The organism is Serratia sp. SSNIH1, from assembly GCF_002935055.1.
GTDB classification, from domain to species: Bacteria; Pseudomonadota; Gammaproteobacteria; order Enterobacterales; family Enterobacteriaceae; genus Serratia; species Serratia nevei.
In genome coordinates this window covers 1,825,054-1,850,834 of the sequence record NZ_CP026383.1, presented here as the reverse complement: position 1 = coordinate 1,850,834, position 25,781 = coordinate 1,825,054, and the positions used below count along the sequence as shown (strand labels likewise).

General features: G+C 62.1%; 28 protein-coding genes and 1 riboswitch. Of the genes, 9 read left to right on the top strand and 19 right to left on the bottom strand.

The annotated features are described in order from the left end of the window. Window positions 1-44 precede the first annotated feature (44 nt). The 6 genes from C3F38_RS08915 to moaA all read right to left on the bottom strand — a co-directional run bounded on the left by C3F38_RS08915 (window position 45) and on the right by moaA (window position 3,730). Window positions 45-755 (bottom strand): Bax inhibitor-1/YccA family protein, encoded by a 711-nt coding sequence (locus C3F38_RS08915; RefSeq protein WP_033637508.1) that lies wholly within the window; start codon window positions 753-755, stop codon window positions 45-47. Window positions 756-885: 130 nt separating this feature from the next. Beyond that, on the bottom strand, window positions 886-1,353 hold the full coding sequence (moaE, locus tag C3F38_RS08910) for a molybdopterin synthase catalytic subunit MoaE (RefSeq protein WP_047728402.1): 468 nt from the start codon (window positions 1,351-1,353) through the stop codon (window positions 886-888). A gap of 2 nt (window positions 1,354-1,355) precedes the next feature. Next, complete coding sequence (gene moaD, locus C3F38_RS08905) at window positions 1,356-1,601, bottom strand: molybdopterin synthase sulfur carrier subunit (RefSeq protein ID WP_019453985.1); 246 nt, start codon at window positions 1,599-1,601, stop codon at window positions 1,356-1,358. Next, window positions 1,598-2,077, bottom strand: a complete 480-nt coding sequence (gene moaC / locus C3F38_RS08900; protein WP_038870915.1) for a cyclic pyranopterin monophosphate synthase MoaC — start codon at window positions 2,075-2,077, stop codon at window positions 1,598-1,600. Before moaC ends, moaD begins: the two co-directional genes overlap by 4 nt. A gap of 3 nt (window positions 2,078-2,080) precedes the next feature. Further along, window positions 2,081-2,596: a molybdenum cofactor biosynthesis protein B gene (moaB, locus tag C3F38_RS08895; protein WP_055316122.1), complete on the bottom strand. Its 516-nt coding sequence runs from the start codon at window positions 2,594-2,596 to the stop codon at window positions 2,081-2,083. Window positions 2,597-2,743: 147 nt separating this feature from the next. Further along, window positions 2,744-3,730 (bottom strand): GTP 3',8-cyclase MoaA, encoded by a 987-nt coding sequence (gene moaA / locus C3F38_RS08890; RefSeq protein ID WP_047728407.1) that lies wholly within the window; start codon window positions 3,728-3,730, stop codon window positions 2,744-2,746. Further along, window positions 3,717-3,861, bottom strand: a riboswitch (molybdenum cofactor riboswitch). Its footprint overlaps the gene before it by 14 nt. Before the next feature lie 259 nt (window positions 3,862-4,120). Here moaA and yvcK point away from each other — a divergent pair. Beyond that, entirely contained in the window at window positions 4,121-5,038 is a 918-nt protein-coding gene (gene yvcK, locus C3F38_RS08885; protein WP_047728409.1) for a uridine diphosphate-N-acetylglucosamine-binding protein YvcK, read from the top strand. Window positions 5,039-5,044: 6 nt separating this feature from the next. Here the strand turns inward: yvcK and C3F38_RS08880 are convergent, their stop codons facing one another. Further along, entirely contained in the window at window positions 5,045-5,311 is a 267-nt protein-coding gene (locus C3F38_RS08880) for a VF530 family DNA-binding protein (protein WP_004939783.1), read from the bottom strand. Window positions 5,312-5,411: 100 nt separating this feature from the next. Continuing rightward, entirely contained in the window at window positions 5,412-7,424 is a 2,013-nt protein-coding gene (uvrB, locus tag C3F38_RS08875) for an excinuclease ABC subunit UvrB (protein WP_038870923.1), read from the bottom strand. 1,107 nt (window positions 7,425-8,531) lie between these two features. Between uvrB and C3F38_RS08870 the strand changes: the two genes are divergently transcribed. Beyond that, on the top strand, window positions 8,532-9,242 hold the full coding sequence (locus C3F38_RS08870) for an ATP-binding cassette domain-containing protein (RefSeq protein ID WP_041033958.1): 711 nt from the start codon (window positions 8,532-8,534) through the stop codon (window positions 9,240-9,242). A gap of 129 nt (window positions 9,243-9,371) precedes the next feature. Beyond that, on the top strand, window positions 9,372-11,006 hold the full coding sequence (locus tag C3F38_RS08865; RefSeq protein ID WP_055316121.1) for a hypothetical protein: 1,635 nt from the start codon (window positions 9,372-9,374) through the stop codon (window positions 11,004-11,006). Between the two features lie 56 nt (window positions 11,007-11,062). Here C3F38_RS08865 and bioD read toward each other — a convergent pair whose 3' ends face one another. Genes bioD through bioB form a run of 4 tightly spaced genes read right to left on the bottom strand, consistent with a single transcriptional unit; the run spans window position 11,063 to window position 14,675 of the window. Beyond that, on the bottom strand, window positions 11,063-11,743 hold the full coding sequence (gene bioD / locus C3F38_RS08860; RefSeq protein ID WP_057523642.1) for a dethiobiotin synthase: 681 nt from the start codon (window positions 11,741-11,743) through the stop codon (window positions 11,063-11,065). Further along, window positions 11,736-12,503: a malonyl-ACP O-methyltransferase BioC gene (gene bioC, locus C3F38_RS08855; protein ID WP_057523643.1), complete on the bottom strand. Its 768-nt coding sequence runs from the start codon at window positions 12,501-12,503 to the stop codon at window positions 11,736-11,738. Before bioC ends, bioD begins: the two co-directional genes overlap by 8 nt. Beyond that, window positions 12,487-13,638, bottom strand: coding sequence for an 8-amino-7-oxononanoate synthase (gene bioF / locus C3F38_RS08850; RefSeq protein ID WP_048232974.1), 1,152 nt, complete (start codon window positions 13,636-13,638; stop codon window positions 12,487-12,489). The genes bioC and bioF overlap by 17 nt, the downstream gene beginning before the upstream one ends. After that, complete coding sequence (gene bioB, locus C3F38_RS08845) at window positions 13,638-14,675, bottom strand: biotin synthase BioB (RefSeq protein WP_038870977.1); 1,038 nt, start codon at window positions 14,673-14,675, stop codon at window positions 13,638-13,640. The genes bioF and bioB overlap by 1 nt, the downstream gene beginning before the upstream one ends. 88 nt (window positions 14,676-14,763) lie before the next feature. Between bioB and bioA the strand changes: the two genes are divergently transcribed. Beyond that, on the top strand, window positions 14,764-16,038 hold the full coding sequence (gene bioA / locus C3F38_RS08840; RefSeq protein WP_047728422.1) for an adenosylmethionine--8-amino-7-oxononanoate transaminase: 1,275 nt from the start codon (window positions 14,764-14,766) through the stop codon (window positions 16,036-16,038). 4 nt (window positions 16,039-16,042) lie between these two features. Here the strand turns inward: bioA and C3F38_RS08835 are convergent, their stop codons facing one another. Then, complete coding sequence (locus tag C3F38_RS08835) at window positions 16,043-16,444, bottom strand: YkvA family protein (RefSeq protein ID WP_038870940.1); 402 nt, start codon at window positions 16,442-16,444, stop codon at window positions 16,043-16,045. Between the two features lie 2 nt (window positions 16,445-16,446). Further along, on the bottom strand, window positions 16,447-16,722 hold the full coding sequence (locus tag C3F38_RS08830; RefSeq protein WP_047728423.1) for a metal/formaldehyde-sensitive transcriptional repressor: 276 nt from the start codon (window positions 16,720-16,722) through the stop codon (window positions 16,447-16,449). A gap of 78 nt (window positions 16,723-16,800) precedes the next feature. Here C3F38_RS08830 and dmeF point away from each other — a divergent pair, with 78 nt between their 5' ends. Next, entirely contained in the window at window positions 16,801-17,769 is a 969-nt protein-coding gene (gene dmeF / locus C3F38_RS08825; RefSeq protein ID WP_071890428.1) for a CDF family Co(II)/Ni(II) efflux transporter DmeF, read from the top strand. Window positions 17,770-17,801: 32 nt separating this feature from the next. Continuing rightward, a complete protein-coding gene (locus C3F38_RS08820) occupies window positions 17,802-18,284 on the top strand; it encodes a kinase inhibitor (protein ID WP_038870942.1) in 483 nt (160 codons plus the stop codon). A 67-nt stretch (window positions 18,285-18,351) separates the two neighbouring features. Here C3F38_RS08820 and pgl read toward each other — a convergent pair whose 3' ends face one another. Next, window positions 18,352-19,347, bottom strand: coding sequence for a 6-phosphogluconolactonase (pgl, locus tag C3F38_RS08815; RefSeq protein ID WP_047728433.1), 996 nt, complete (start codon window positions 19,345-19,347; stop codon window positions 18,352-18,354). Between the two features lie 178 nt (window positions 19,348-19,525). On the opposite strand from pgl, the gene C3F38_RS08810 reads away from it, so the two are divergent. Continuing rightward, window positions 19,526-20,344 carry a pyridoxal phosphatase gene (locus C3F38_RS08810; protein ID WP_055317481.1) on the top strand — a complete coding sequence of 273 codons (819 nt, stop codon included), beginning with the start codon at window positions 19,526-19,528 and terminating at the stop codon, window positions 20,342-20,344. Window positions 20,345-20,375: 31 nt separating this feature from the next. Here the strand turns inward: C3F38_RS08810 and modC are convergent, their stop codons facing one another. The 4 genes from modC to C3F38_RS08790 all read right to left on the bottom strand — a co-directional run bounded on the left by modC (window position 20,376) and on the right by C3F38_RS08790 (window position 23,211). Continuing rightward, window positions 20,376-21,443, bottom strand: a complete 1,068-nt coding sequence (gene modC / locus C3F38_RS08805) for a molybdenum ABC transporter ATP-binding protein ModC (RefSeq protein ID WP_047728437.1) — start codon at window positions 21,441-21,443, stop codon at window positions 20,376-20,378. Continuing rightward, window positions 21,444-22,133, bottom strand: coding sequence for a molybdate ABC transporter permease subunit (gene modB / locus C3F38_RS08800; protein ID WP_015377003.1), 690 nt, complete (start codon window positions 22,131-22,133; stop codon window positions 21,444-21,446). Next, complete coding sequence (gene modA / locus C3F38_RS08795; protein ID WP_048232964.1) at window positions 22,130-22,903, bottom strand: molybdate ABC transporter substrate-binding protein; 774 nt, start codon at window positions 22,901-22,903, stop codon at window positions 22,130-22,132. The genes modB and modA overlap by 4 nt, the downstream gene beginning before the upstream one ends. A 158-nt stretch (window positions 22,904-23,061) precedes the next feature. Continuing rightward, complete coding sequence (locus C3F38_RS08790; protein ID WP_004939813.1) at window positions 23,062-23,211, bottom strand: AcrZ family multidrug efflux pump-associated protein; 150 nt, start codon at window positions 23,209-23,211, stop codon at window positions 23,062-23,064. A 193-nt stretch (window positions 23,212-23,404) separates the two neighbouring features. On the opposite strand from C3F38_RS08790, the gene modE reads away from it, so the two are divergent. Next, window positions 23,405-24,196 carry a molybdenum-dependent transcriptional regulator gene (modE, locus tag C3F38_RS08785; protein ID WP_049201184.1) on the top strand — a complete coding sequence of 264 codons (792 nt, stop codon included), beginning with the start codon at window positions 23,405-23,407 and terminating at the stop codon, window positions 24,194-24,196. 90 nt (window positions 24,197-24,286) lie between these two features. Continuing rightward, on the top strand, window positions 24,287-25,774 hold the full coding sequence (gene modF, locus C3F38_RS08780) for a molybdate ABC transporter ATP-binding protein ModF (protein ID WP_055317484.1): 1,488 nt from the start codon (window positions 24,287-24,289) through the stop codon (window positions 25,772-25,774). Window positions 25,775-25,781: the final 7 nt, after the last annotated feature.

Here is a 25,781-nt window from a genome sequence, read left to right as displayed (position 1 = left end):
GTAAGTCCTGTGGATTTCAAGCTACTGCTTGAAAGGCCACGGATTTAGCGACGGTTGCCGAAGATACGCAGCAACATCAGGAACAGGTTGATGAAATCGAGATACAGCGTCAGCGCGCCGACGATGGCGTACTTGCGGAAGCTGTCTTTATCATCAGCGTTCAGCTGCTCGCCCATCGCCTTGAGTTTTTGCGTGTCGTACGCGGTCAGGCCGACGAACACCACCACTCCGATGTAGGTAATCGCCCACATCAGCGCGGTGCTTTTCAGCCAGATGTTCACCAGCGAGGCCAGCACGATGCCGATCAGCGCCATGAACAGCATGCTGCCGAAGCCGCTCAGATCGCGCTTGGTGGTGTAACCGTACAGGCTCATGGCGCCGAACATGCCGGCGGTGACCACGAAGGTGCTGGCGATCGAGCTGTAGGTGTAGGCGATGAAGATGCTCGACAGCGTCAGCCCGGTCAGCGCCGAGTACAGCATGAACAGCGAAGTGGCCACCGCGCCGCTCAGGCGGTTGACCATGCCGGAAATCACGAACACCAGCGCCAGTTGGGCGATGATCAGGCCAAAGAAGGTGATCTGGCTGGAGAAGATGAAGTTGAGGATCGCGGGCGTGTTGGCCGCATACCAGGAAACGAACGCCGTCAGCAGCAGACCGCAGGTCATCCAGCCGTAAACCTGCGCCATGTAGGCCTGAATGCCGCTGTTGGCACGTTCGACGATTGAACCATTAGAGCGTGGATATCGGTCCATGACGGTTACCTTTTGCGTTGTAAACAAGATTCCGAAGCCCCGCGAACGGGGCTTCGCCTGCTATAAGCGTACCACAGAATATGCCGGGCGAAAGCGGCAAAGGTCTTGATTTGTTTCCGCTGTTGACGCGTTATTTAGTCGCGTTGTGCCAGCGCTGCGCGGCCTCGCGATCGCTGTCGCGGGCGTCCACCCAACGATCGCCCTGGCCGGTGGCTTCGCGCTTCCAGAACGGCGCGCGGGTCTTCAGGTAGTCCATGATGAACTCGCTGGCGGCGAACGCCATGCTGCGGTGCGCGCCGGTCACGCCGACGAACACGATCTCGTCGCCGGGATACAGCGCGCCGACGCGGTGGATCACCGTCACCCGCTGCAGCGGCCAACGGCTGCGCGCCTCGGCCACGATCTCCGCCAGCGCCTTCTCGGTCATGCCGGGGTAGTGTTCCAGCGTCAGCGCGCTGACGTCGTCACCCAGATTATGGTTGCGCACCTTGCCGGTGAAGGTCACTACCGCGCCATCGGCGTCGCACTGCGCCAGCCACTGGTACTCGTCGCCGACGTTGAACGGCGCCTCGCCCACGCGAATGCGGGTATTTTCCATGCTTATCCCCCGGTGACCGGCGGGAAGAAGGCCACTTCATCGCCGGCGCGCAGCGGATGGTCCGCCGCCACCAGCGACTGATTGACCGCCGCCAACAGCTTGCCGGACTCCAGCGCCAGCGCCCAGCGATCGCCGCGCGCACACAGCGCCTGGCGCAGCGCCTCGACGGTCGGGTAATCCGCCGGCATCGACAGGCCGCCGGTGCCCACCAGTTCGCGCACCTGCGCGAAGAAAAGAATATCGATCATACGTTCACCTTAAAATCGCCGGATTTGCCGCCGCTTTTCGCCAGCAGGCGCACCGGGCCGATCACCATGTCTTTCTGTACCGCTTTGCACATGTCATAGATGGTCAATGCCGCCACCGAGGCGGCGGTCAGCGCCTCCATCTCGACGCCGGTTTTGCCGGTCAGCCGGCAGCAGGTTTCGATGCGCACCCGGCTGTGCTGCGTTTGCGCCTCCAGCTGCACTTCGACCTTGCTCAGCATCAGCGGGTGGCACAGCGGGATCAGCTCCCAGGTACGTTTGGCCGCCTGAATGCCGGCGATGCGCGCCGTGGCGAACACATCGCCCTTGTGATGGCTGCCGTCGACGATCATCGCCAGCGTGGCGGGCAGCATCTCGACGAAGGCTTCGGCGCGCGCCTCGCGCACCGTGTCGGCCTTGGCGGACACGTCAACCATATGGGCTTCGCCGGCGGCGTTAATGTGGGTTAGCTGTGTCATGACTCAGGGCTTCTTCAAATGGGGCTGGAAGTTGCACGGGCGATGACGCGCGTCCAACTGCTCTTCGATAATCCGCTCCCAGGCGGTGCGGCAGGCGCGGGTGGAGCCCGGCATGGCGAAGATCACCGTGCGGTTGGCCAGGCCGGCCAGCGCGCGCGACTGGATCGTCGCGGTGCCGATCTCTTCGTACGACACCATGCGGAACAGTTCGCCGAACCCTTCCACCTCTCTGTCGAACAGCGGCAGCAGCGCTTCCGGCGTGTTGTCGCGGGCGGTAAAACCGGTGCCGCCGGTGATCAGCACCGCCTGCACGTTGTCATCGGCGATCCAGGCGGAAACCCGCGCGCGGATCTGGTAAATATCATCGTTGACGATGGCGCGATCCACCACCTGATGGCCGGCTTCCTGCACCGCTTCCTGCAGATATTGGCCGGAGGTGTCTTCCGCCGCACCGCGGCTGTCGGACACGGTCAGGATGGCGATATGCGCCGGAATAAACTCGCTGCTCGCATGGCTCATGGTTCAATAAGCTCCTATTCTGAGATACCCAACAGATTTCAAGTTGCAGCCAGGCGGCCAGTGCGTAAATCCCCAGGAGCTTACTCCGGTAAGTGACTGGGGTGAGCGCACGCAGCCAACAACGCTGCGGTTTGAAATATGTGGGTATCAGCCGCCGATAAACGACAGGTTCTGGGTGATCCCGCTGTTACCCTGATGCAGGAAATGGGTCTGCTTCTTGCTCAGCAGCCCGCTCTGGATGCGCGCCTTCAGCGCGTCGAGCTGGCCGTCCTCTGCCAGCAGATCGCGCAGGGGCACCCCCTGCTCACCGAACAGGCACAGGTGCAGATTGCCGATGGAAGAAACGCGCAGCCGGTTGCAGCTGGCGCAGAAGTCTTTCTCATACGGCATGATAAGCCCCACCTCACCCTGGTAGTCCGGGTGGCTGAACACCTGCGCCGGGCCGTCGCTGCGGCCGCGCGCCTGGCGCTGCCAGCCCTGCTGCTCCAGCTGCCGGCGAATCACTTCGCCGGAAACGTGGTGTTTGCGAAACAGCTCGCCGCCCTCGCCGGTTTCCATCAGTTCGATAAAACGCAGCTGGATCGGCCGGTCTTTGATCCAGGCGAGAAAGGCGCCGAGCTGCTGGTGGTTAACGTCGCGCATCAGCACCGCGTTGACCTTAACCTTGCTGAAACCGGCGCTGAAGGCGGCGTCGATGCCGTCCATCACCTGGCGGAACTTGTCCTGACCGGTGATGGCGTGAAACTGACGGGGATCCAGGCTGTCGACGCTGACGTTAATCGCCGTCAGACCGGCATCACGCCAGGCGGCGACGTCGCGCGCCAGACGGTAGCCGTTGGTGGTGACCGCCAGAGTACGGATGGCCGGGTTTTCCCGCACGGCGGCGATGATCTCGGTAAAATCGCGGCGCAGCGAAGGCTCGCCGCCGGTCAGACGCACCTTTTCAGTGCCCAGTTCGGCGAACGCGCGGCTGACGCGGCGGATTTCATCCAGCGACAGGAAGCTTTTCGGGCTGCCGCTCGGCTTGTAGCCGTCGGGCAGACAATAGGTGCAACGAAAGTTGCACACGTCGGTGATCGACAAGCGCAGGTAATAGAACTTGCGCTCATAAGCATCAATGAGTTGCGGCACCATAACACCTTTCCAAAGTCGGGAGATGCGAGCGTTTCCCCTCTGCACCCTGGTGGCTGACTTCGCCACGGCCCAGGCGCCATATCGTTCCTGATGAACAACGTAGGCGCAGGGGCTAGGAGTTTGATTTCTCTTCCCGCTACCTTGAGTAGCCGGAACGAAACCGTGGTTTTCAGCAGAATTCTAGCGCTAATCGGCAACGATAGCCAACGCGTAAATTCGCTATATAATTGTCTATACAGCGATTTTAGACGCCGCGTATTCTGGTAAACCATGATAAACATCACTTGCGCGGACGAATTGACCGGAATCACGCAAATGACACTCTTATCGCGTTTTTATGCCGGATCCGCTACCTTATGCGGGCAGTTCAGCCCCTTTGTAAGGAAATTTATGCGTAATCGTACCCTGGCCGATCTCGACCGCGTGGTGGCGTTAGGCGGCGGACACGGCCTGGGCCGTGTGATGTCGGCCCTGTCGTCCTTAGGTTCCCGCCTGACCGGCATCGTCACCACCACCGACAACGGCGGTTCCACCGGCCGTATCCGCCGTTCGGAAGGCGGCATTGCCTGGGGCGATACCCGTAACTGTCTCAACCAGCTGATCACCGAACCGAGCGTCGCCTCGGCGATGTTCGAATACCGCTTCAGCGGCAACGGCGAACTGGCCGGCCACAACCTCGGCAACCTGATGCTGAAAGCGCTGGATCACCTGAGCGTGCGCCCGCTGGAAGCGATCAACCTGGTGCGCAGCCTGCTGAAGGTGGACGCGGCGCTGATCCCGATGTCGGAACAGCCGGTGGATTTGATGGCGCACGATCACGAAGGCAATCACGTTTACGGTGAAGTGAATGTCGACCAGCTGGCCCATATGCCCCAGGAACTGATGCTGTCACCGCCGGTCAGCGCCACGCGCGAAGCGCTGGACGCCATCGCGCAGGCCGACGTGATCCTGATCGGGCCGGGCAGTTTCCTCACCAGCCTGATGCCGCTGCTGCTGCTGGACGATCTGACCCAGGCACTGCGCCGCAGCAGCGCCAGCATGATCTATATCGGCAACCTCGGTCGCGAGCTGAGCGTGGCCGCCGCGGCGCTGTCGCTACAGGATAAGCTGACGCTGATGGAAGAGAAGATTGGCCGCCGGATGATCGATGCGCTGATCGTCGGCCCGGCGGTGGACGCCAGTGAAGTGCAAGATCGGGTGGTGATTCAACAGCCGCTGGAAGCGAGCGACATCCCCTACAGACACGATCGCCAGCTGCTGCGCCAGGCGCTGGATCGGGCGCTGGTGGCGCTGGCCGATCGCCGCTGATCGAATTTAACCGTCTCGCCCACGCAGCCAGGGATTATCGCTGGCTGGGGCGGGATGGCTGACCATATCGATATACAGGTCTTCCACCTCTTTGCGCGCCCAGGGCGTGCGACGCAAAAACTTCAGGCTGGACTTGATGCTCGGATCGCTGCGGAAGCAGTTGATGCGAATGCGCGCGCCCAGCTCGGACCAACCGTAGTGATCCACCAGTTTATTCAGCAGTTGCTCCAGCGTCACGCCGTGCAGCGGGTCTTTGGACTGGTGTTGGCTCATGTTCGGTACTCTTCGTGGTCAAATCGGGCCGCACACCATAACAGCTTTGGCGCCGCCGACAAGGAATTTTGACGCCCGCGGCGCGGGCGCCATCCAACGGTCAGGAAATCGCGATGAACTGCTCGCGCAGCTGGTGGATCTCGTCGCGCAGCGCAGCGGCCTGTTCGAACTCCAGGTTTTGCGCGTGGGTGTACATTTGCGCCTCCAGATCGCGGATTTTCTGATCCAGCGCTTTCGGCGTGAGGTTCTGAAGCGGCGCGCCGCCGTCCAGCGCCTTGCCTTTGCCTTTGTTCTTGGCGCGGTTGACCGGCTGGCCGATCTGCAGAATATCGCCGATCTTCTTGTTCAGCCCCTGCGGCACGATGCCGTTGGCTTCGTTGTAGGCCTGCTGCTTGGCGCGGCGCCGCTCGGTTTCACCGATCGCCTTGGCCATCGAATCGGTGATGCGATCGCCATACAGGATCGCCTTGCCGTTCAGGTTACGCGCCGCGCGGCCGATGGTCTGGATCAGCGAACGCTCGGAACGCAGGAAGCCTTCCTTGTCGGCGTCCAGAATCGCCACCAGCGACACCTCAGGCATGTCGAGCCCCTCACGCAACAGGTTGATGCCCACCAGCACGTCGAACTCGCCCAGACGCAGGTCACGGATGATTTCGACCCGTTCCACGGTATCAATGTCCGAGTGCAGGTAACGCACGCGCTCGCCATGCTCCTCCAGGTATTCGGTCAGGTCTTCCGCCATGCGTTTGGTCAGGGTGGTCACCAGCACACGCTCGTTGATCGCCGCGCGCTTGCGGATCTCGGAGAGCAGATCGTCCACCTGGGTGGCGACCGGCCGCACCTCCACGATCGGATCCAGCAGCCCGGTCGGCCGCACCACCTGATCGATCAGATCGCCGCCGGATTTCTCCAGCTCATATTTGCCCGGCGTCGCGGAGACATAAATGGTCTGCGGCGCCAACGCCTCGAACTCCTCGAAGCGCAAGGGGCGGTTATCCAGCGCCGACGGCAGGCGGAAGCCGTACTCCACCAGCGTTTCTTTACGCGCGCGGTCGCCCTTGAACATCGCGCCGATCTGCGGAATGGTGACGTGGGATTCGTCGACCACCAGCAGGCCGTCCGCCGGCAGGTAGTCGAACAGCGTCGGCGGCGGCTCGCCCTCGGCGCGCCCGGACAGGTAGCGCGAGTAGTTTTCGATGCCCGAGCAGTAACCCAGCTCGTTCATCATCTCCAGATCGAACTGGGTACGCTGCGTCAGGCGCTGCTCTTCCAACAGCTTGTTGTTGGCCAACAGCACCTTGCGGCGGTCCGCCAGATCGACCTTGATCTCTTCCATCGCCTGCATGATCCGCTCGCGCGGCGTCACGTAGTGCGATTTCGGGTAGATGGTAAAACGCGGCACCACCTGCTCGATCTGCCCGGTCAGCGGATCGAACAGAGACAGCCGTTCCACTTCGTCGTCGAACAGCTCGACGCGCAGCGCCAGCTCGTCCGACTCCGCCGGGTAAATGTCGATCACCTCGCCGCGCACGCGGAAGGTAGCGCGCTGGAAGGCCTGATCGTTGCGGGAATACTGCAGCTCCGCCAGCCGGCGCAAAATGGATCGTTGATCGATGATCATGCCCTGGGTCAGGTGCAGCATCATCTTCAGGTAAAGATCCGGATCGCCCAGGCCGTAGATCGCCGACACCGACGCCACCACCACCACGTCGCGCCGTTCCAGCAGCGCCTTGGTGGCAGAAAGACGCATCTGCTCGATGTGCTCGTTCACCGAAGCGTCTTTTTCAATGAAGGTGTCGGAGCTGGGCACATAGGCTTCAGGCTGGTAGTAGTCGTAGTAGGAGACGAAATATTCCACCGCATTCTCCGGGAAAAACTCTTTCATCTCGCCGTACAACTGCGCCGCCAGCGTCTTGTTCGGCGCCAGCACCATGGTCGGCCGATTCAGATCGGCTATCACGTTGGCGATGGTGAATGTCTTGCCCGAACCGGTGACCCCCAGCAGCGTCTGGTGCGCCAGGCCGTCTTCCAGCCCCTCTTCCAGCTTGCGGATGGCTTCAGGCTGATCGCCGGCCGGTTTGAACTCTGAATGCAGTTTGAAAAGTTTACTCATTGCTCGGCTACCCTGTGGAGATGCGCGCGCTCAGGCGGCCAGCCGGCTCTGCGCCGGGCATGGCCCCTAATTATGGAAAGTGTCGGCGATTTGCGCCAGTGCCCATGATACTGGATATAAAACCAGCTTCAAGCGGATTCGTCACCGGGATCGACGCCGCAGCAACGCCGCTGCACCGTGGCGTTACAGCCCGGTGACATTTTTATTGTCAATAACAGATTTATCCCCAGAACTTGCCGCGAATTAACTTATTGATAGCACGGCGTCGAAAAATCATACATAGAGGCCTGATCAATACCCCTGTGTCTTGATTTTAATTAAATTATTGATATTTAATAATATTAATAAAAAGACGAGAATGCGGACAAAGCGAACAGAACCCGCGTCGGCTCTCGCTTTACAGCGTTTTTCTAAATCTAATACACAAGGTTATCCACAGGAATAGTGGATAACTCTCACCGCCCCGCCCGGGGCGGGAGTTACAGAAAGAAAGCTTTTCGCCCTTTACACTCGCCAAAATGCCTTTTTTAGTTATTTTTTCATAAAAATATCGCTTTGTTTATGCCGATTAATACTAAAAATCCCCATTGCCAAAATCGCATTGCCCCCTTTCACGCGGATCGCGCTTGACGGCAGCGCAACGCCTTGCACCATGCCCTGACCAAAGAGCACCACAAGAGTGCAAAAAACGTCCGGGTTAACTTCCCCGCGTATTTTCGGGCCGCCACGGCAGCGCGTGTCAGGCCTGACGCGTGGTTAACAAGGCGATAACAACCCCCGTTTTCACCCGGCGGCAAAACTGGCCTGAGAGTTGCTTTATCTTCCTGCGTATAAACGCGATGCGGCAACATGATGCGCTGCCTGTCGCGACGCGTAATCTCCGCGGTGCTATCGCCCGTAAAAGCGCAAGAACGACACCAAGTCGTCACAAGCGTCGTTTTTAACGACATATTGACTGTCATTCCGTCCACCGCAGACCTTGCTCTGGCTCATCGGACGAACGGCATTTTGTTCCAGACATTGCCACACTCGGGAAATCCGCCGCGCATGCGGCCTTTGCAGTCCCCCGCCAACGAGTGAAACGGGCGTCTATGAGGAGAATGCCAAATGCTGAGCCTGAGATCGGTCAATCAATTTTACGGGCAGAACCACACCCTGTGGGACATCAACCTGGAGCTGCCGCGCGGCCAGTGCACCGTGCTGCTCGGCCGCAACGGCGTGGGCAAGACCACGCTGGTCAACTGCATTATGGGGCATGTGCCGGTGGTGAGCGGCAGCATGACCTGGCAGCCGGCGGATCAGCCGCCGCAAAACCTGTTGCTGCAGCCGATGGAGCGCCGCGCCGCGCTGGGCATCAGCCACGTGCCCCAGGGGCGGCAGCTCTTCTCGCAGCTGAGCGTGGAGGAGAATCTGCAGGTGGCACAAATGGCCGGGCGCGGCGCCCCTCGCCGCATTCCGCCGCTGATCTACAGCCTGTTTCCCCATTTGCGCCAGATGCGGGCACGCCGCGCCGGCGATCTTTGCGTGGGCGCCCAACGCCAGCTGGCGATTGGTCGGGCGCTGGCCCAGGAGCCGGCGCTGCTGATCCTCGACGAACCGACGGCGGGCGTCCCCCCCTCGATCGCCGCCGATATCGGCAACGTGATCCGCCGACTCAACCGCGAATTGGGCATGACCATTTTACTGGTGGAGCATCAGCTGCCGTTCGTGCGCCGGGTGGCGGACCGTTTTTGCCTGTTGGACAGCGGGCGCACGGTGGCGCACGGCGCGCTGGCGCAGCTGGATGAGGCGTTGATCGGCGCCGGGCTGGCAGAGTGAGCGTTCAGGTTAGCGATTAGGTTGCTGTTGTATCAGTCACGGCCGGTCTGCGCCCAATAGGCATGGGCCCGCCGTCTTTTCATACTCGATAGGGGTCACACCGACACCATAATATCGAGGGATGTAAGCATGACAGACAACAACGCGGCATTTATTCAATACGCGGATTTGCGCAACAAAAACTGGAGCCTGCAGGAACGACTCAATGTCGAAGGTATTTATGTCAGCTCACGTGATGAACTGGTCAGTGCGCAGGATTTCATCATCAACACGTTAAAACGCCCGACGATCGTCAGATTCGCCGCGCCTTTTGCCACCTGGACCGCGCCGAAAACCGATATCAATGTCGGCTTCGTTTATCTTGACGGCAACGGCGTCAGCATCAACGCCATCATCCCCAACGGCACGGAAAGCGACCATAACTATTTCCTGCGTTGCTATACCAGCAGCGGTGCACTGGATAACAACGTTCCTATTCGACCGGCGCCGATCTTAAAAGATTTCACCGTCAAAGGCATTGGCGCCAAAATTAACAAAGGCAAGGATGAAACCCCGACCGAATACAACTACACCGATGGTATCCGTTTCCATTCGCCTGAAGGGCCGCTGGGCAACTTCTCGGTCAATAACGTCTATGTTTCCGGCTTCTACTACGGCCTGTATTATGGCACCAATGCCTATATCGCCCACCACTATGCTTGTGAAGTCATCCGCTGTTTTGAAAGTCTGCATATGCCCTCAACGAGCAGCGGAGCCCAAAACTTCGGTGAAGGTATCAACTTCTTCGGCGGCACCCTCGGCAATTCCCAGGGGTTGGCCGTTCGCAACGCCAACCCCAACGGCGCCTTCCGCCTGTTCGGCACCTCGATCGACTATGCAGGTTCGATAGCCTACGTCGAAGCTGGTAGCATTGAGCTGCATGGCTGCCATATGGAATTCAACAACGGCAATAGCCCGCTCACGGATATCCCCTTCCGCTGCAGCGCCAATCAAAACGCATCGCTGTTGATTCACGGCGGCGAAATCATCGTCGCCGGCGGCCGACTGGCGCAAGCGTCGCTGTTTTATGCCGAGACCGGCAGTAGCGGGATTATCGTCGACAGCGTGAAGTTCTATGGCGTAAGAACCGCCAGCGGTCGCTATTTCAGCGGTACCGGTGACTTTGTCATCGCCAATAGCCGACTGGATGGCGGTGGGGGTGGCGCCGGGATCCAGACGCTGGTCGGCGCCGTGAATAACAAACTCAAAGACGGCGATTTCGCCTTTTTCGCCAAACCGTTCGGCTGGGAAGTGACCGGCGGCACGATCGACGATCCCTTTACCTCAGACGCGGTGACTATCGGTATCGAAGCCGGCGCGGGCATCGGCGGCGGCAACGCCCTGAAAGTGAGCAAATTGGGCAACGCCAATACCAACGCCGGGGTGAGAGTGAGCGTGCCCGTCGCGCAATATGAACAGCTGGGTGCCTGTTTTACCCTGAAAACGGTCAACGGCGGCACCGGCAATCTGTTTGCGACGCTACAGTACGCCTGTATTCAGGAGCATGCGGACAACGGCATCTCGATCGTCGCCAAAGCCGCGCCGGCAGCCTGGGATGCCGTCATGAAAGCCGATGCTTACACCGAGTACGCCGAATATCGTTTCAACGCCAATCGGCGAAAAGTCCCGGTCTGGGCGACCCATGTCATCCTGACGTTCAACCTGTTTGCCCTGGCGAAAAATGGCGTGCTTTACCTCGATAACGCCTGCATTACCGCCATGTAAAAGCCAACGCCGGATCATCATAAGACTCGGCGTTGTTACCAATCAGCCAAAACCCCTCACTGCGCCAGCAGGCTGATATCCAGATACTGCCCCAGCGGCGCCCGCTCGGCCTGCGGCAGATGCGGGATTTCGCCCAGCAGCGGCGCCGGCAGCATACGGCGCAGCGTGGCCAGGTATTCCTGATGCCGCTGCCCCGGCGGCGTCACGTCGTTGGCAATCCAACCGGCCAGCGTCAGCCCCGCCTGTTGTACCGCCTGCGCCGTCAGCACCGAGTGGTTGATACAGCCCAGTTTAATGCCCACCACCAGGATCACCGGCAGCTGCTCCTGCTGCACCCAGTCGGCGAAGGTGTACTGCGCCGACAGCGGGGTAAACCACCCGCCCGCGCCCTCGACCAGCACCCAGTCGGCGCGCTGCTCCAACCGGCGCAGGCCGTCGGACAGCCGCGCCGCCTCGATCGGCCGGCCTTCATCGGCGCTGACGATATGCGGCGAGGTCGGTTCGGCAAAAACGTAAGGGTTCACTTCGTCGTAGCGGAGCGCCACGCCGCTGTTGGCCTGCAGCGCCAGCGCGTCGCCGTTGCGCAGCCCCTCGGTGGTCATCTCGCTGCCGGAAGCTACCGGCTTATAACCGGCGCTGCGGTAGCCCGCCCGGTTGGCGGCCTGCAGCAAGGCGCTGCTGGCGACGGTTTTTCCGACTTCGGTATCGGTGCCGGTCACGAACCAACGTTTAATCACGATAAATCACTCCATAAACCAGATGATAGCTGAGCGGGAATTGCCCCTGCCGGCACGGGTAAGCCGCCTGCAGCGCGGCGAGACGGCCACGCGACATCAGGCCGCCCTCGCGCCCCTGATGCAGGTGCGTGGCCCCGATGCCCTTGAGCGAACGCATCAGCGTCATCACGTCCGGGTAGTTCAGGGTGCGCAGCTCCGTGACCAGCTCGTGCCGATAGTCAGCACAGGCGGCGCGGATCTGCGCCAGCGGCAGGAAAGCGTTCACGTGGCGCTCGCCGTCTACCTGTTGCCAGGCGTCCCCCAGTTCCTGCAGCGATCCCGCCGACAGCGTGGAAAACAGGATCGCGCCGCCGGGGCGGGTCACGCGATACAGCTCCGCCAGCGCGGCGGGCAGATCGCTGCACCACTGCACCACCAGGCTGCTGAAACAGATGTCCATCGCCGCATCGGGCAGCGGCACCTGTTCGATATCACCCAGCAGATAATGGTGCGCCGCCTGCCGTTGGCGGGCGACGTCCAGCATGCCCGGCGCCAGATCGAGCGCGGTCACCTGCTTGCCGCGCTCGCGCCACAGGCGGCTGAAATAGCCGGTGCCGCAGCCGGCATCCAGCAGCCGTTCACCCGGATGGGCATTCCCCATCCCCAGTAAGCGCTCGCCAACGTCTCGCTGCAGCGCGGCGGCGGCGTCGTAGCTGCCGGCGGCGCGGCTGAAGGCCGAAGCGACCGCCTGTTTGTTCACCGCGTCATTGGCTGACGTCATGCAATACCTCCAGCAGGCGATCGATGTCCTGCGGCTGATGCGCCGCCGTCAGGGTGATGCGCAGCCGCGCGCCGCCCGGCGGCACCGTCGGTGGGCGGATGGCGCTCACCCACAGCCCACGTTCGCGCAGGCGGGTCGCCAGATCGAGCGCGCGTTGATTGTCCCCCACCAGCAGCGGCTGGATGGCGGTGTCGGAATCCGTCAGGGTTAGCGCCAGCGGCGCCGCGCCCTGGCGGAAACGGCAGATGTTGTCCTGCAGCCGGGCGCGCAGTTCATCCCCCTCTCGAATGCAGGCCAGCGCCGCCTGCAGCGCACAGGCCTGCGCCGGCGGCATCGCGGTGCTGTAGATCAGATGGCGGGCGAACTGCAGCAGATACTCGGCGGTCGCCTCATCGCACAGCACCGCCGCGCCGCTGACGCCGAACGCCTTGCCGAAGGTCGCCACCAGCAGTTCAGGGCGCACGCCCTGCTGCCAGCAGCTGCCGCGGCCTTGCTCGCCGCGCACGCCGACGCCGTGGGCATCGTCCACCATCAGCCAGGCGCCCGCCGCGCGGGTTAAGCGATGCAGTTCCACCAACGGTGCGCCGTCGCCGTCCATGCTGAACACCCCTTCGGTCACCGCCAGCCGCTGCCCTTCACAGGGTTTGGCCAGCAGATCCGCCAGCGCCTGCGGCTGATTGTGCTGGAAGCGGCGCAGCTCGGCCGGCGACTGCGCCGCCGCCTCCAGCAGCGAGGCGTGGCTGAGGCGATCGGCTAAAATGCGATCGCCTTTCTGCATCAATGCCGCCAGCACCGCCTGGTTGGCGGCGTAACCGGAGATGAACAGCAGCGCGCGCGGATAGCCGAGCCACTCCGCCAGTTGCTCCTCCAGCGCCTGATGCGCTGCGCAAAAGCCGGTGACGTGGCCCGAACCGCCGCTGCCGACGCCGTAACGCTGCGCGCCCTGCTGCCAGGCGGCGATCACCCGCGCATCCTGGCTCAGCCCCAGGTAGTCGTTGCCGGAGAAGTTCAGGTAGAGACGATCGCCAAGCCGGATCTGGCGGCCGTTGCCGCCCTCGGTGGTCTGTCGCCGACGGTAGGCGGCGTTCAGGCGCCGCTCTGCCAGCGCCTGCTCGATGCGTTGTGGCCAGCTCATCACGGCGCCGCGTTGTAAAACTCGGCGGTATCGGCGTTCAGCAGCTGCTTAGCCAGCGCCTGCTGTTGCTGGTTGTCGCCGTGTTCGGTGGCGGTCTGCTGCGGGTTCAGCCCCAGCTTGCGGAACAGCTGCAGGTCTTTGTCTTCTTCCGGGTTCGGCGTGGTCAGCAGTTTGCAGCCGTAGAAGATCGAGTTGGCGCCGGCCATGAAGCACATCGCCTGCGTTTGTTCGTTCATCTGTTCACGGCCGGCGGAGAGGCGAACATAAGAAGACGGCATCATGATGCGCGCCACCGCGATGGTGCGGATAAAGTCAAACGGATCGACGTCGTCGTTATCCGCCAGCGGCGTGCCTTTTACCTTCACCAACATGTTGATCGGCACGCTCTCCGGCGGCTTCGGCAGGTTGGCCAGCTGCACCAGCAGCCCGGCGCGGTCGCGCACCGTTTCACCCAGCCCGACGATGCCGCCGGAGCATACTTTGATGCCGGCGTCGCGCACTTTGTCGAGCGTATCCAGGCGTTCCTGGTAGCTGCGGGTGGTGATGATGCTGCCGTAAAACTCCGGCGAGGTATCGAGGTTATGGTTGTAATAATCCAGCCCGGCTTCCGCCAGCCGCTCGGCCTGAGTGCCGTCAAGCGTGCCCAGCGTCATGCAGGTTTCCATGCCCATCGCTTTCACGCCCTGCACCATCTGCTGCAGATAAGGCATATCGCGCTCGTGCGGGTTCTTCCACGCCGCGCCCATGCAAAAACGGGTCGAGCCGTTCGCCTTGGCCTTGCGCGCCGATTCCAGCACCTGCTCGACCTGCATCAACCGCTCCGACTCCAGACCGGTCTTGTAGCGCGAGCTTTGCGGGCAGTATTTGCAGTCTTCCGGGCAAGCGCCGGTCTTGATCGACAGCAGCGTGCTGACCTGCACCTGACGCGGGTCAAAGTGCTGGCGGTGTACGGTTTGCGCTTCGAACAGCAGTTCAAGCAGAGGTTTATCAAACAGGGCCTGGGCTTGCCCTACTGTCCAGTGAATGCGATCGGCCATCATGGCGTCTCCAAAACGAAAAAGTGTCGCCAGTTTAAATATTGTGGATATACTGTCAACCAATCTTGATTCAATTTGGTTTACAAGCATGTCTGTCACCGCTTCCGACCTGGCGTTTGACCAACGTCATATCTGGCACCCCTACACCTCCATGAGCCACCCGTTACCCTGTTACCCGATCGAGTCGGCCAGCGGCGTCGAGCTGCAGCTGGCGGACGGCCGGCGTCTGGTGGACGGTATGTCCTCCTGGTGGGCGGCGATCCACGGTTACAACCACCCGCGCCTGAATCAGGCCGCCAGCCGGCAGCTGGAGAAGATGTCGCACGTGATGTTCGGCGGTATTACCCATCCGGCCGCCATCTCGCTGTGCCGCCGGTTAGTGGCGATGACGCCGGAAGCGCTGCAGTGCGTGTTCCTGGCGGATTCCGGTTCGGTGGCGGTGGAAGTGTCGCTGAAGATGGCGCTGCAGTATTGGCAGGCGCGCGGTGAGCGCCGGCAGCGCATCCTGACGCTGCGCCACGGCTATCACGGCGATACCTTCGGCGCGATGTCGGTCTGCGATCCGGACAACTCGATGCACAGCCTCTATCAGGGCTACCTGGCGCCGCACCTGTTCGCCACCGCGCCGCAGTGCCGCTTCGACGAGGAATGGCGCGAAGAGGACATCGCGCCGTTCGCCGCGCTGCTGGAGCAGCACGCCGGTGAAGTGGCGGCGGTGATCCTGGAACCGGTGGTGCAAGGCGCCGGCGGCATGCGTATCTACCACCCGACCTACCTCAAGCGGGTGCGCGAGCTGTGCGATCGCCATCAGGTGCTGCTGATCGCCGACGAGATAGCCACCGGCTTCGGCCGCACCGGCAAGCTGTTCGCCTGCGAGCACGCACAGGTGGTGCCGGACATTCTCTGCCTGGGCAAGGCGCTGACCGGCGGCTACATGACGCTGTCCGCCACCCTGACCACCCGCCATGTGGCGGAGACCATCAGCAACGGCGCGGCCGGCTGCTTTATGCACGGCCCAACCTTTATGGGCAACCCGCTGGCCTGCGCGGTGGCGGACGCCAGCCTGGCGCTGCTGGCGGAAAATCGCTGGCAGGCGCAGGTGAACGCCATCGAAGCCCAGCTGCAACAGGAACTGCTGCCGCTCGCGGCGCTGCCGAAGGTGGCGGACGTGCGGGTGCTGGGCGCGATTGGGGTGGTGGAGATGCGTGAACCGGTGGACGTCGCCGAGCTGCAGCGCGGATTCGTCGAACGCGGGGTGTGGATCCGGCCGTTCGGCAAGCTGATTTACCTGATGCCGCCTTACATCATCGAAGCGGAACAGCTCAGCCGCCTGACCGCCGCCGTCGCCGCCGCCGCGCGTTAATGCCTTACCAATGCTGGTCCAGATAGCGGGCCAGCAATCCCAGACACAGCAGCCAAAGTAAAATGATCATCGCCGCCGCCATGCGGCCGGTGGGGTTATCGACGCGCTTTTGCGCCTTCTCGCGCAGCTCGGCCATCAGCGGCTTGGGGATCAGGCGCACCGCCAGCATGATGCCCAACGGCACGATGATTACGTCATCCAGATAGCCCAGCACCGGAATGAAGTCCGGGATCAGATCGATCGGCGAGATCGCATAGCCGGCCACCAGCAGCGCGATCAGTTTGGCGTACCACGGGGTGCGCTTATCACGGGCGGCCAGCCACAGCGCGTAAATATCGCGCTTGATGCTTTTGGCCCAACGGCGCAGCCAGCCGAACCACGGCGTGCGTTTTTTCAGTGAGATCATGATTACTTCATATAAGAACGTAAAACGGTCATCAATTGCTCGATGTCCTGCTCACGCTGCTGCGGCGTAGCGTCCGCGGCAGCCAGATGTTCGCGCACATGCCCTTCCAGCACCTGCGCCATTAAACCGTTGACCGCGCCGCGCACCGCCGCGATCTGCTGCAGAATAGCAGAACACTCACCGCCGCTTTCCAGCGCGCGCTCCAGCGCTTCGGCCTGCCCTTTAATGCGACGCACCCGCGCCAACAGCTTCTTTTGATCTCTGAGAGTATGGCTCATCATTTCCGCCTGATTGTCATTTACTATACTGGGGTATAGTATATTTCAGCACACTACCTTTTGCTGAGGAACTTCATCATGACTTCTCACGCGCCCGCTTTGCACCGCGAGCACAGCCACGTTTTTGACGATGGTAACCCATTGGCTGAAAGAAACACCAGATGGGCGGTAATACTCACCGCCGGTATGATGGCCATCGAGATAGCCGGTGGCTGGCTGTTTAACTCGATGGCATTGCTGGCCGACGGCTGGCATATGAGCTCGCACGCGCTGGCTCTGGGCTTGTCGGTGCTGGCTTACGGCGCCGCACGACGGCTGGCCAAAGACAGCCGCTTCAGCCTCGGCACCTGGAAGATAGAAGTGCTGGCCGGTTACACCAGCGCGGTGTTGTTGGTGCTGGTGGCAGCGCTGATGCTGTTCCAGTCTGCACAGAGGCTGATGAATCCCAGCCCGATTCATTACAACGAAGCCATCGCCATCGGTACGATTGGGCTGGCCGTCAATCTGCTTTGCGCCTGGCTGTTGCGCGGCGGCGGCCACCACCATCATCACGGGGATGACCACGATGACCATCATCATGACCTCAACCTGCGTTCCGCCTATGTCCATGTCCTCGCCGACGCCGCCACTTCGGTGCTGGCTATCGTCGCACTGTTCGGCGGTAAGCTTTGGGGCGCCGTTTGGCTCGATCCCCTGATGGGCATCGTCGGCGCGATGATGGTGGCCGCCTGGGCCTATAGCCTGATGCGCGATAGCGGAAAGATTTTGCTGGATGCCGAAATGGACGCTCCCGTTGCACAAGAGATTCGTCAAACTCTGGCCACTGCCGGCCACTCGCTCACGCTGACCGATTTGCATTTAGGCCGCATCGGCAAAGGAAAGTATCATTGCGTCATCGCCTTGAGCAGCACCGATCGCGCCCTCACCGCCGATCGGGTGCGCCAACTGTTGGCCGCTCATCCCGAACTGGTGCATGTCACCGTCGAGATCAACCGCCCGCCGCTGGCGCAAGGGGTTGTATTGTTCCACCAAAAAGATCTAGCTTAAGGGCTCTGCTTTTATCGCAACTGGGAGTCACTATGGCTTTTCGTTTGTACAGCAACGACCTGCAGGACGGCGGCAAGCTGCCGCAGGCGCAGGTCTTCAACGGCATGGGCTACCACGGCGATAACCTGTCGCCGCACCTGGCCTGGGACGGCGTGCCGGCCGGCACCAAGAGCTTCGTAATCGCCGTTTACGATCCCGATGCCCCAACCGGCTCCGGCTGGTGGCACTGGATCGTGGCCAACATTCCCGCCGACGTGCGCGAGCTGCCGCAGGGCGCGGGCTCCGGCAAAGCCCCGCTGCCCGCCGGCGCACTGCAGACCCGCACCGACTTCGGCTCGGCCGGCTACGGCGGCGCGGCGCCGCCAGAGGGCGAGAGCCACCGCTACCAGTTCACCGTGCATGCGCTGGACGTGGAACATATCGAGGTGGATGAGGGATCCAGCGGCGCGCTGGTGGGCTTCAACGTCCATTTCCACAGCCTCGGCAGCGCCACGCTGACGGTAACGTTCAACTGATCCCCCGCCAATAAAAAAGCGCGATTCAACCGAACCGCGCTTTTTCCATACTCGTCTGACCGCCGAATTACTTCGCCAGCACGCTCACCCACATCGGGCCTTTGCCCACCGGATAACGCGCCAGCGTGGTCAGCTCACCGCTGCGCTGATCAATCTCATGCACCGCGATGTGACCGGATTTCTGGCCGGACGAAATCACGAAGCGGCCGCTGTGATCGATGTTGAAACCGCGCGGCTGCGCTTCGGTCGGGTGATAGCCGACCACGCTCAGCGTGCCGCCGTCATCGGAAACGCTGAAGATGGTCAGAATGCTGGCGGTGCGATCGCTGGTGTACAGGAAGCGGCCGTTCGGCGTGATGTGGATGTCCGCCGCCCAGCGGGTGCCGTCGAAGTCGGCCGGCATGATGTCTAGCGTCTGCGTCACGGTGTAGTGGCCGCCGTTTTCCGAGATGGCCAGCACGTCCACCGTACCGTCCAGCTCATTGACGCAGTAGGCGAACTTGTCGTTGTGGTGGAACGCCATATGACGCGGCCCGGCGCCGGCGGCGGTCGCCACCGCTTCCTGCGCGTGCGGCGTCAGCTGGCCCGCTAGGCTCAGGTTGAACAGGCGGATGCGGTCTTCTTTCAGGCATGGCACCAGCACCAGCTGGTTGGTCGGATCGATGTTCGCCGAGTGCGGCGCGGTCAGGCCGTCGATCTGCTGAATAGGCGCCGTCACCACGCCGTCGTGGCCGATCGGGCTGATGCTGGCGCAGTTGCCGCTGTAGGAGGCGGAGAACAGGTAACGCCCCTGCAAATCGGTGGAGATATGGGTCGGGCTGCCCGGCAGCGGCGCCATGCCGGCCTGCTGCAGCGTGCCGTCCGCCTCGATGCGGTAGCTGACGATGCCGAACGCCGGGCGTACGCCGACGTACAGGTGGGTCTTGTCCGGATGAAGGGTCATCGGCTGCACCTGGCCCGGCACGTCAACGGTTTGCAGCAGCGCCAGCGCGCCGGCATCGTCCAACTGCCAAACGTGGATCTGCTGGCTCTCCGGGCTGGCGACATAAACGATTTGCTTCATGTGTTCTCCTTGCAAAGGGTAAAAGAGGAACCGGTTTCAGGCCGTTCGATTGCCCCTAGCTTACCGCACATCCGTCGCATGGCAACCCCGCTTAGCACCGGAAGCTCACGCGGTTTTCTCCGTTGGCTATCCGGTGTACCATCGGATTAATTTCATGGCTAACGATAACGAGAACCCTATGAGCTACCGCGTCATCGCCCTCGATCTTGACGGCACCCTGCTGGACAACCAAAAACGCATCTTACCGCAATCGCTGGAAGCGCTGGCGCAGGCGCGCGCCGCCGGCATCCAGGTGGTGGTGGTCACCGGCCGCCATCATGTCGCCATCCATCCGTTCTACCAGGCGCTGCAGATAGATACCCCGGCCATCTGCTGCAACGGCACCTATCTGTATGATTTTCAGCAGAAGAAGGTGCTGGCCGCCGATCCGCTGGCGAAAGATCAGGCCAAGCAGGTGTTGCAGATGCTCAAACAGACCGACATTCACGGGCTGATGTACGTCGACGACGCCATGCTCTATCAGGAGCCGAGCGGCCACGTGACCCGCTCGCTGGCCTGGGCCGAAACCCTGCCGGTAGCGCAGCGCCCAACGCTGCTGCAGGTCGGCAGCCTGGCGCAGGCGGCCGACGACGCGCAGGCGATCTGGAAATTCGCCACCTCGCACGCCGATACCCTGGCGCTGCGCGAGTTTGCCGACACGGTGGAGAAAGAGCTGGGGCTGGCGTGCGAATGGTCCTGGCACGATCAGGTGGATATCGCCAAAGGCGGCAACAGCAAAGGCAAGCGCCTGCGCCAATGGGTGGAGTCGCAGGGGCTGAGCATGGATCAGGTGGTGGCGTTCGGCGACAACTACAACGACATCAGCATGCTGGAAGCGGTTGGGTTGGGCGTGGCGATGGGCAACGCCGATGACGCGATCAAGGAACGCGCCGATCTGGTGATCGCCGATAACCTGCGGCCGGGCATCGCCGAGGTGATCCGCACCCGCGTACTCTAGTTTTTTCGCCCTCCCGTCGGGAGGGCCTGTCTTAGCGGCTCTCGCGGCTGATCGACACGCTCTTCACCTGCGCGTACAGCCACTGCCCGGGGCGGATCGCCAGTTCATCGCGCGCCCAGGGCGTGATCCGCGCCCACAGCACGTGTTCCCCGACCGCCAGCTTCACTTCCACCTGCCCGTCCACGTCCAGACACTCGCTTACCTTGGCCGGCAACACGTTGCGAATGCTGCTGTTGACCGGTGGCTGCAGCACCAGTGAGACGTCGGCGGCGTTGATGCGAATGCGCAGCTGGGTGCCCAGTTCGGCGTCGATGCCGCTGACCCACAGCCTTTGATCGCCGAGCGCCAGCGCGGTCATGGCATAGCGTTGATGATGCTCAATCACGCTGACGCGCAGCACGCTGCTCTGATCTTCACGCTGTAGCCACGGCCGCAGCGCGCTGCTGGCCCAGACGGCTTCCAGCCCGCCGAACGCGCGCACCTCGCCGCGATCCAGCACCATCACCCGCTCGGCCAGGCGCAGGATCTCGTCCAGGCTGTGGCTGACGTAGAGGATGGGGATGTTGACGTCCTGCGCCAACCGCTCCAGATACGGCAGCAGCTCGCGTTTGCGCGGCAGATCGAGCGAGGCCAGCGGCTCGTCCATCAGCAGCAGTTCCGGCGCGGTCAGCAGCGCGCGGCCGATCGCCACCCGCTGTTTTTCACCACCCGACAGCGTCAGCGGCAGCCGATTGAGCAACGGCCCGATGCCCAGCAGCTCGACGATGGTGTTGAACTGCGCACGCATGCCGGCCGCCATGCCGTACTGCAGGTTGCCGCGCACCCGATAGTGCGGGAACAGCCGTGCATCCTGAAACACGTAGCCGATACGGCGCTTTTCCGGCGGCAGGCAAAGGCCCGCGGCGGTATCCACCAGCGTGCGGCCATTGAGCGCGATGCGCCCCTGCTGCAAACGGGTCAGGCCGCCGATGGCGTTGATCAGGGAAGTTTTGCCCGCGCCGGACAGGCCGAAAATCGCGGTGATGCCCTGCGCCGGCAAATCGGCGCGGACGTTGAGATTAAGGTCGCCCAGCTGCTGCGAGAAATCCAGCTCCAGCATTTACACCCCCATCCGTTTGCGGCCCCAGCGGGCCAGCCATTCGGACACCATCAGCGAAGCCAGCGACAGCACGATGGCGATCACGCACAGCCGCGCGGCGGCGGCTTCCGCCCCCGGCGTTTCGATCAGCGTATACATCGCCAGCGGAATGGTGCGGGTTTCACCGGGAATGTTGGAGACGAAGGTGATGGTGGCGCCGAACTCCCCCAGCGAGCGGGCGAAGGCCAGCACCACGCCGACAATGACGCCGGGCAGCGACAGCGGCAGCGTGATGGTGAAAAACACCCGCCACGGGTTGGCGCCCAACGTGCGCGCCGCCTGCTCCAGCCGGGTATCCACCGCCTCCAGCGCCAGCCGGATGGCGCGCACCATCAGCGGAAACGCCACCACCGCCGATGCCAGCGCGGCGCCGCGCCAGCTAAAGCTGAAGCTGAAGCCGAACCAGTCGTACAGCCACTCGCCGATGACGCCGCGCCGCCCCATGGCGATCAGCAGCAAATAGCCGACCACCACCGGCGGCAGCACCAGGGGCAGGTGAATGACGCCGTCCAGCAGCGCCTTGCCGGGAAAGCGGCAACGCACCAGCACCCAGGCCATCAGAATGCCGAACGGCAGGCTGCAGACCACCGCCAAACCGGAGACTTTCAGGCTCAGCTCAACCGCCTGCCACTCGTACTCACTCAGAATCATTTACGCGGGGTGAATCCATAATGTTCAAAAATAGCGGCCGCTTCCGGGCCCTTCAGATAGGTATAGAAAGCGCTGACCGTCGGATTTTGACGATCTTTCACAATCGCCATCGGATATTCAACCGGTTTGTGGCTGTCTTCCGGGAATACGCCCACCACTTTCACCTTGTCGCTGGCGACCGCGTCGGAGCCGTAGACGATGCCGAGCGGTGCTTCACCGCGCTCCACCAGCGCCATCGCGCTGCGCACGTTGTTAGCGCGCGCCAGTTTCGGCTCCAGCGCGCTCCAGACGCCCAGGTGTTCCAGCGCCTCTTTGGCGTAGATGCCGGCCGGTACGTGATCCGGATCGCCCACCGCCAGACGGCCGCCGTTGAGCAGCTTGGTCCAGTCGGTCTGCTTGTCGATGGCGATCTTATCTTGCTTATCGCTCTTGGCGGCGATCAGCACCAGTTCGTTACCCAGCAGCGTATAGCGGGTGTCTTTCACCATCTGCTGCTTGTCGATGGCGTAATCCATCCACTGTTGATCGGCGGAGATGAACAGATCGGCTGGGGCGCCCTGCTCAATTTGGCGCGCCAGCGTCGAAGAGGACGCAAAGGAGGAAACCACCTGCACATCCTTGCCTTTTTGATACTGGGTGGCGATGTCCTGCAGCGCGTTGGTCAGCGACGCGGCGGCGAACACGGTGATCTTTTCCGCCGCCGAAGCCTGTGCCACCAGGCCCGATGCCAACACGATCCCGCCAACCCATTTGGTCCATTGCTGTTTCATTGTTTTTCTCCGCAAGTTAACGTGCATTATCACTCTTCGTTATATAAAAAATAATATAACGTTGCGCGAAAGCTTGTCATGCGGTTTATCGGCAAAGCGTGAGATAACTTGAGGAATGCCCGCCGGGCGACGCCGGCGGGTATCGGGATGGGGAACGGTCAGTGCTGGGTGCGGTTTTCTTTCGAACGGCCCACTTTGGAGAAGACGTTGAACACTTCGCCAAAACCGTAGATCAGGCCGAGGATCAGCGCCATGACCACCGGCACCATGACCACGGCAAACAACAGACTTTTCAATAATTCCAACATGATAGCCTCGCTTAACTGCCCATTGAGCGGCAAATGCCTTTCACCGCATATCGGGTTATTCTAACCCAAAAAAATCGGTAAAACCGGAGTTATTTTAGCCAGCGGGGCGAAATTGTGATCGGCTAAACGTGCCCTTTGGCGCTTTGCCGCCAAATCGGCGACAATAAGATTTTTGCCGCCGACAGGATGCGCTATGCAGGCCGAAATTCTTCTGACTCTCAAACTCCAGCAAAAGCTGTTCGCCGATCCGCGCCGCATCGCGCTGCTGAAACAGGTGCAGCACACCGGCTCGATCAGCCAGGGCGCCAAACTGGCGGGCATCAGCTATAAAAGCGCCTGGGACGCCATCAATGAAATGAACCAGCTGGCGGAACAAACGGTGGTGGAACGCGCCACCGGCGGTAAAGGCGGCGGCGGCGCGCAGCTGACCCACTATGGCCAGCGGTTGATCCAGCTGTATGACCTGCTGGGCCAGGTGCAGCAAAAAGCTTTCGACGTGTTGCAGCAGGACGATCTGCCGCTCGACAGCCTGCTGGCGGCCATCTCGCGCTTCTCGCTGCAAACCAGCGCGCGCAATCAGTTCTTCGGCACCGTCATCGAACGCGATCATCAGCAGGTGCAGCAGCACCTGGCGATTTTGTTGAACGACGGCACCACTCGCCTGATGGCGGCCGTCACCCAACAAAGCGCCGACCGGCTGCAGCTGACGCCGGGTAAAGAGGTGCTGGCGCTGATCAAGGCGCCCTGGGTGCGGTTAAGCGTCGATACGGCGGAGCATACCGGCGCAGATAACGCGCTGGCGGGCGTGGTGGCCGGCATTCAGCCGGGCGCTGAACACAGCGAGGTGCTGGTGACGCTGGCGGGCGGCGAAACCCTGTGCGCCACCCTGACGACGGCGGAGTTGCAGCGTCTGCAGCTGAGCGTCGGCGCCGCCGTACACGCCCTGTTCAACGCCGATCGCGTGATTGTCGCCACGTTGTGTTAAGCGCAACGTGACGTTGCGTTTTTGTTGATTGACATCCCCCTGCAATGCGCCTATTTCTAAGGCAAGTAATTGCAAAAAAAGGAACAGGTGATGTCGTCGTTGCACATTTCGCAAGGTTCATTCCGCTTAAGCGATACCCGCACCCTGACGCTGGACGCGCTGGAAATCCAGGCCGGCGACAGCTGGGCCTTCGTCGGCGCCAACGGCAGCGGCAAGTCCGCCCTGGCGCGCGCGCTGGTGGACGAACTGGTTCTGCTGAGCGGTGAACGCCGCAGCGATTTTCAGCACGCGGTGCGCATCTCCTTCGAACAGCTGCAAAAAATGGTCAGCGACGAGTGGCAACGCAACAACACCGATCTGCTCAGCGCGGACGAGGACGACACCGGCCGCACCGCGGCGGAAATCATTCAGGAAGAGGTGAAAGACGCCGCGCGCTGCGAGCGGCTGGCCGCGCAGTTCGGCATCACCGCCCTGCTGACGCGCCGCTTCAAATACCTCTCCACCGGCGAAACGCGTAAAACCCTGCTGTGCCGGGCGCTGATGCCCGAGCCTGACCTGCTGATCCTCGACGAGCCCTTCGACGGGCTGGACGTTCACTCGCGCGCGCAGCTCGCCGCGTTGCTGAGCGAGCTTTCCGCCCAGGGTCAAACCGTGGTGCTGGTGCTCAACCGGTTCGACGAAATACCGGATTTTGTGCGGCAGGTGGGCGTGCTGGCGGACTGCACCCTGACCAGCCGCGGGCCGCGCCGCCAGGTGATGGCGGACGCGCTGGTGGCGCAGCTGGCGCACAGCGAAAACCTCAGCGGGCTGGCGCTGCCGGAGACCGAGGATCCGACGCAAAAGGTGACGCTGCCGGCAGATCGGCCGCTGATCGTTCTGCGCGACGGCGTGGTCAGCTATAACGATCGGCCGATCCTCAATCATCTCGACTGGCAGGTTAACCCCGGTGAACATTGGCAGATCGTCGGCCCGAACGGCGCCGGCAAATCCACGCTGCTCAGTTTGATCACCGGCGATCATCCGCAGGGCTACAGCAACGATCTGACGCTGTTCGGCCGCCGCCGCGGCAGCGGGGAAACCATCTGGGAGATCAAGCGCCATATCGGCTACGTCAGCAGCAGCCTGCATCTGGACTATCGCGTCAACACCAGCGTGCACAACGTGGTGCTGTCGGGGTTCTTCGATTCGATCGGCATTTATCAGGCGGTGTCGGATCGTCAGCGGCAGCTGACCGAACAATGGCTGGCGCTGCTCGGGCTCGACGGCGCGCGCGGCGATGCCCCGTTCCACAGCCTTTCCTGGGGCCAACAGCGGTTGGCGCTGATCGCCCGCGCGCTGGTGAAACACCCGGCGCTGCTGATCCTCGACGAGCCGCTGCAAGGGCTGGATCCGCTCAATCGCCAGCTGGTGCGTCGCTTCATCGACGTGCTGATCGGCCAGGGCGCCACCCAGCTGCTGTTCGTCTCGCACCATGCCGAAGACGCGCCGCAGTGCATCACTCACCGCCTCAGCTTCGTGCCCGACGGCGAGGGCGGCTACGGCTACCAACAGCAACGGCTGGAGGCGGCCTCCGCCTGAAGCGCGG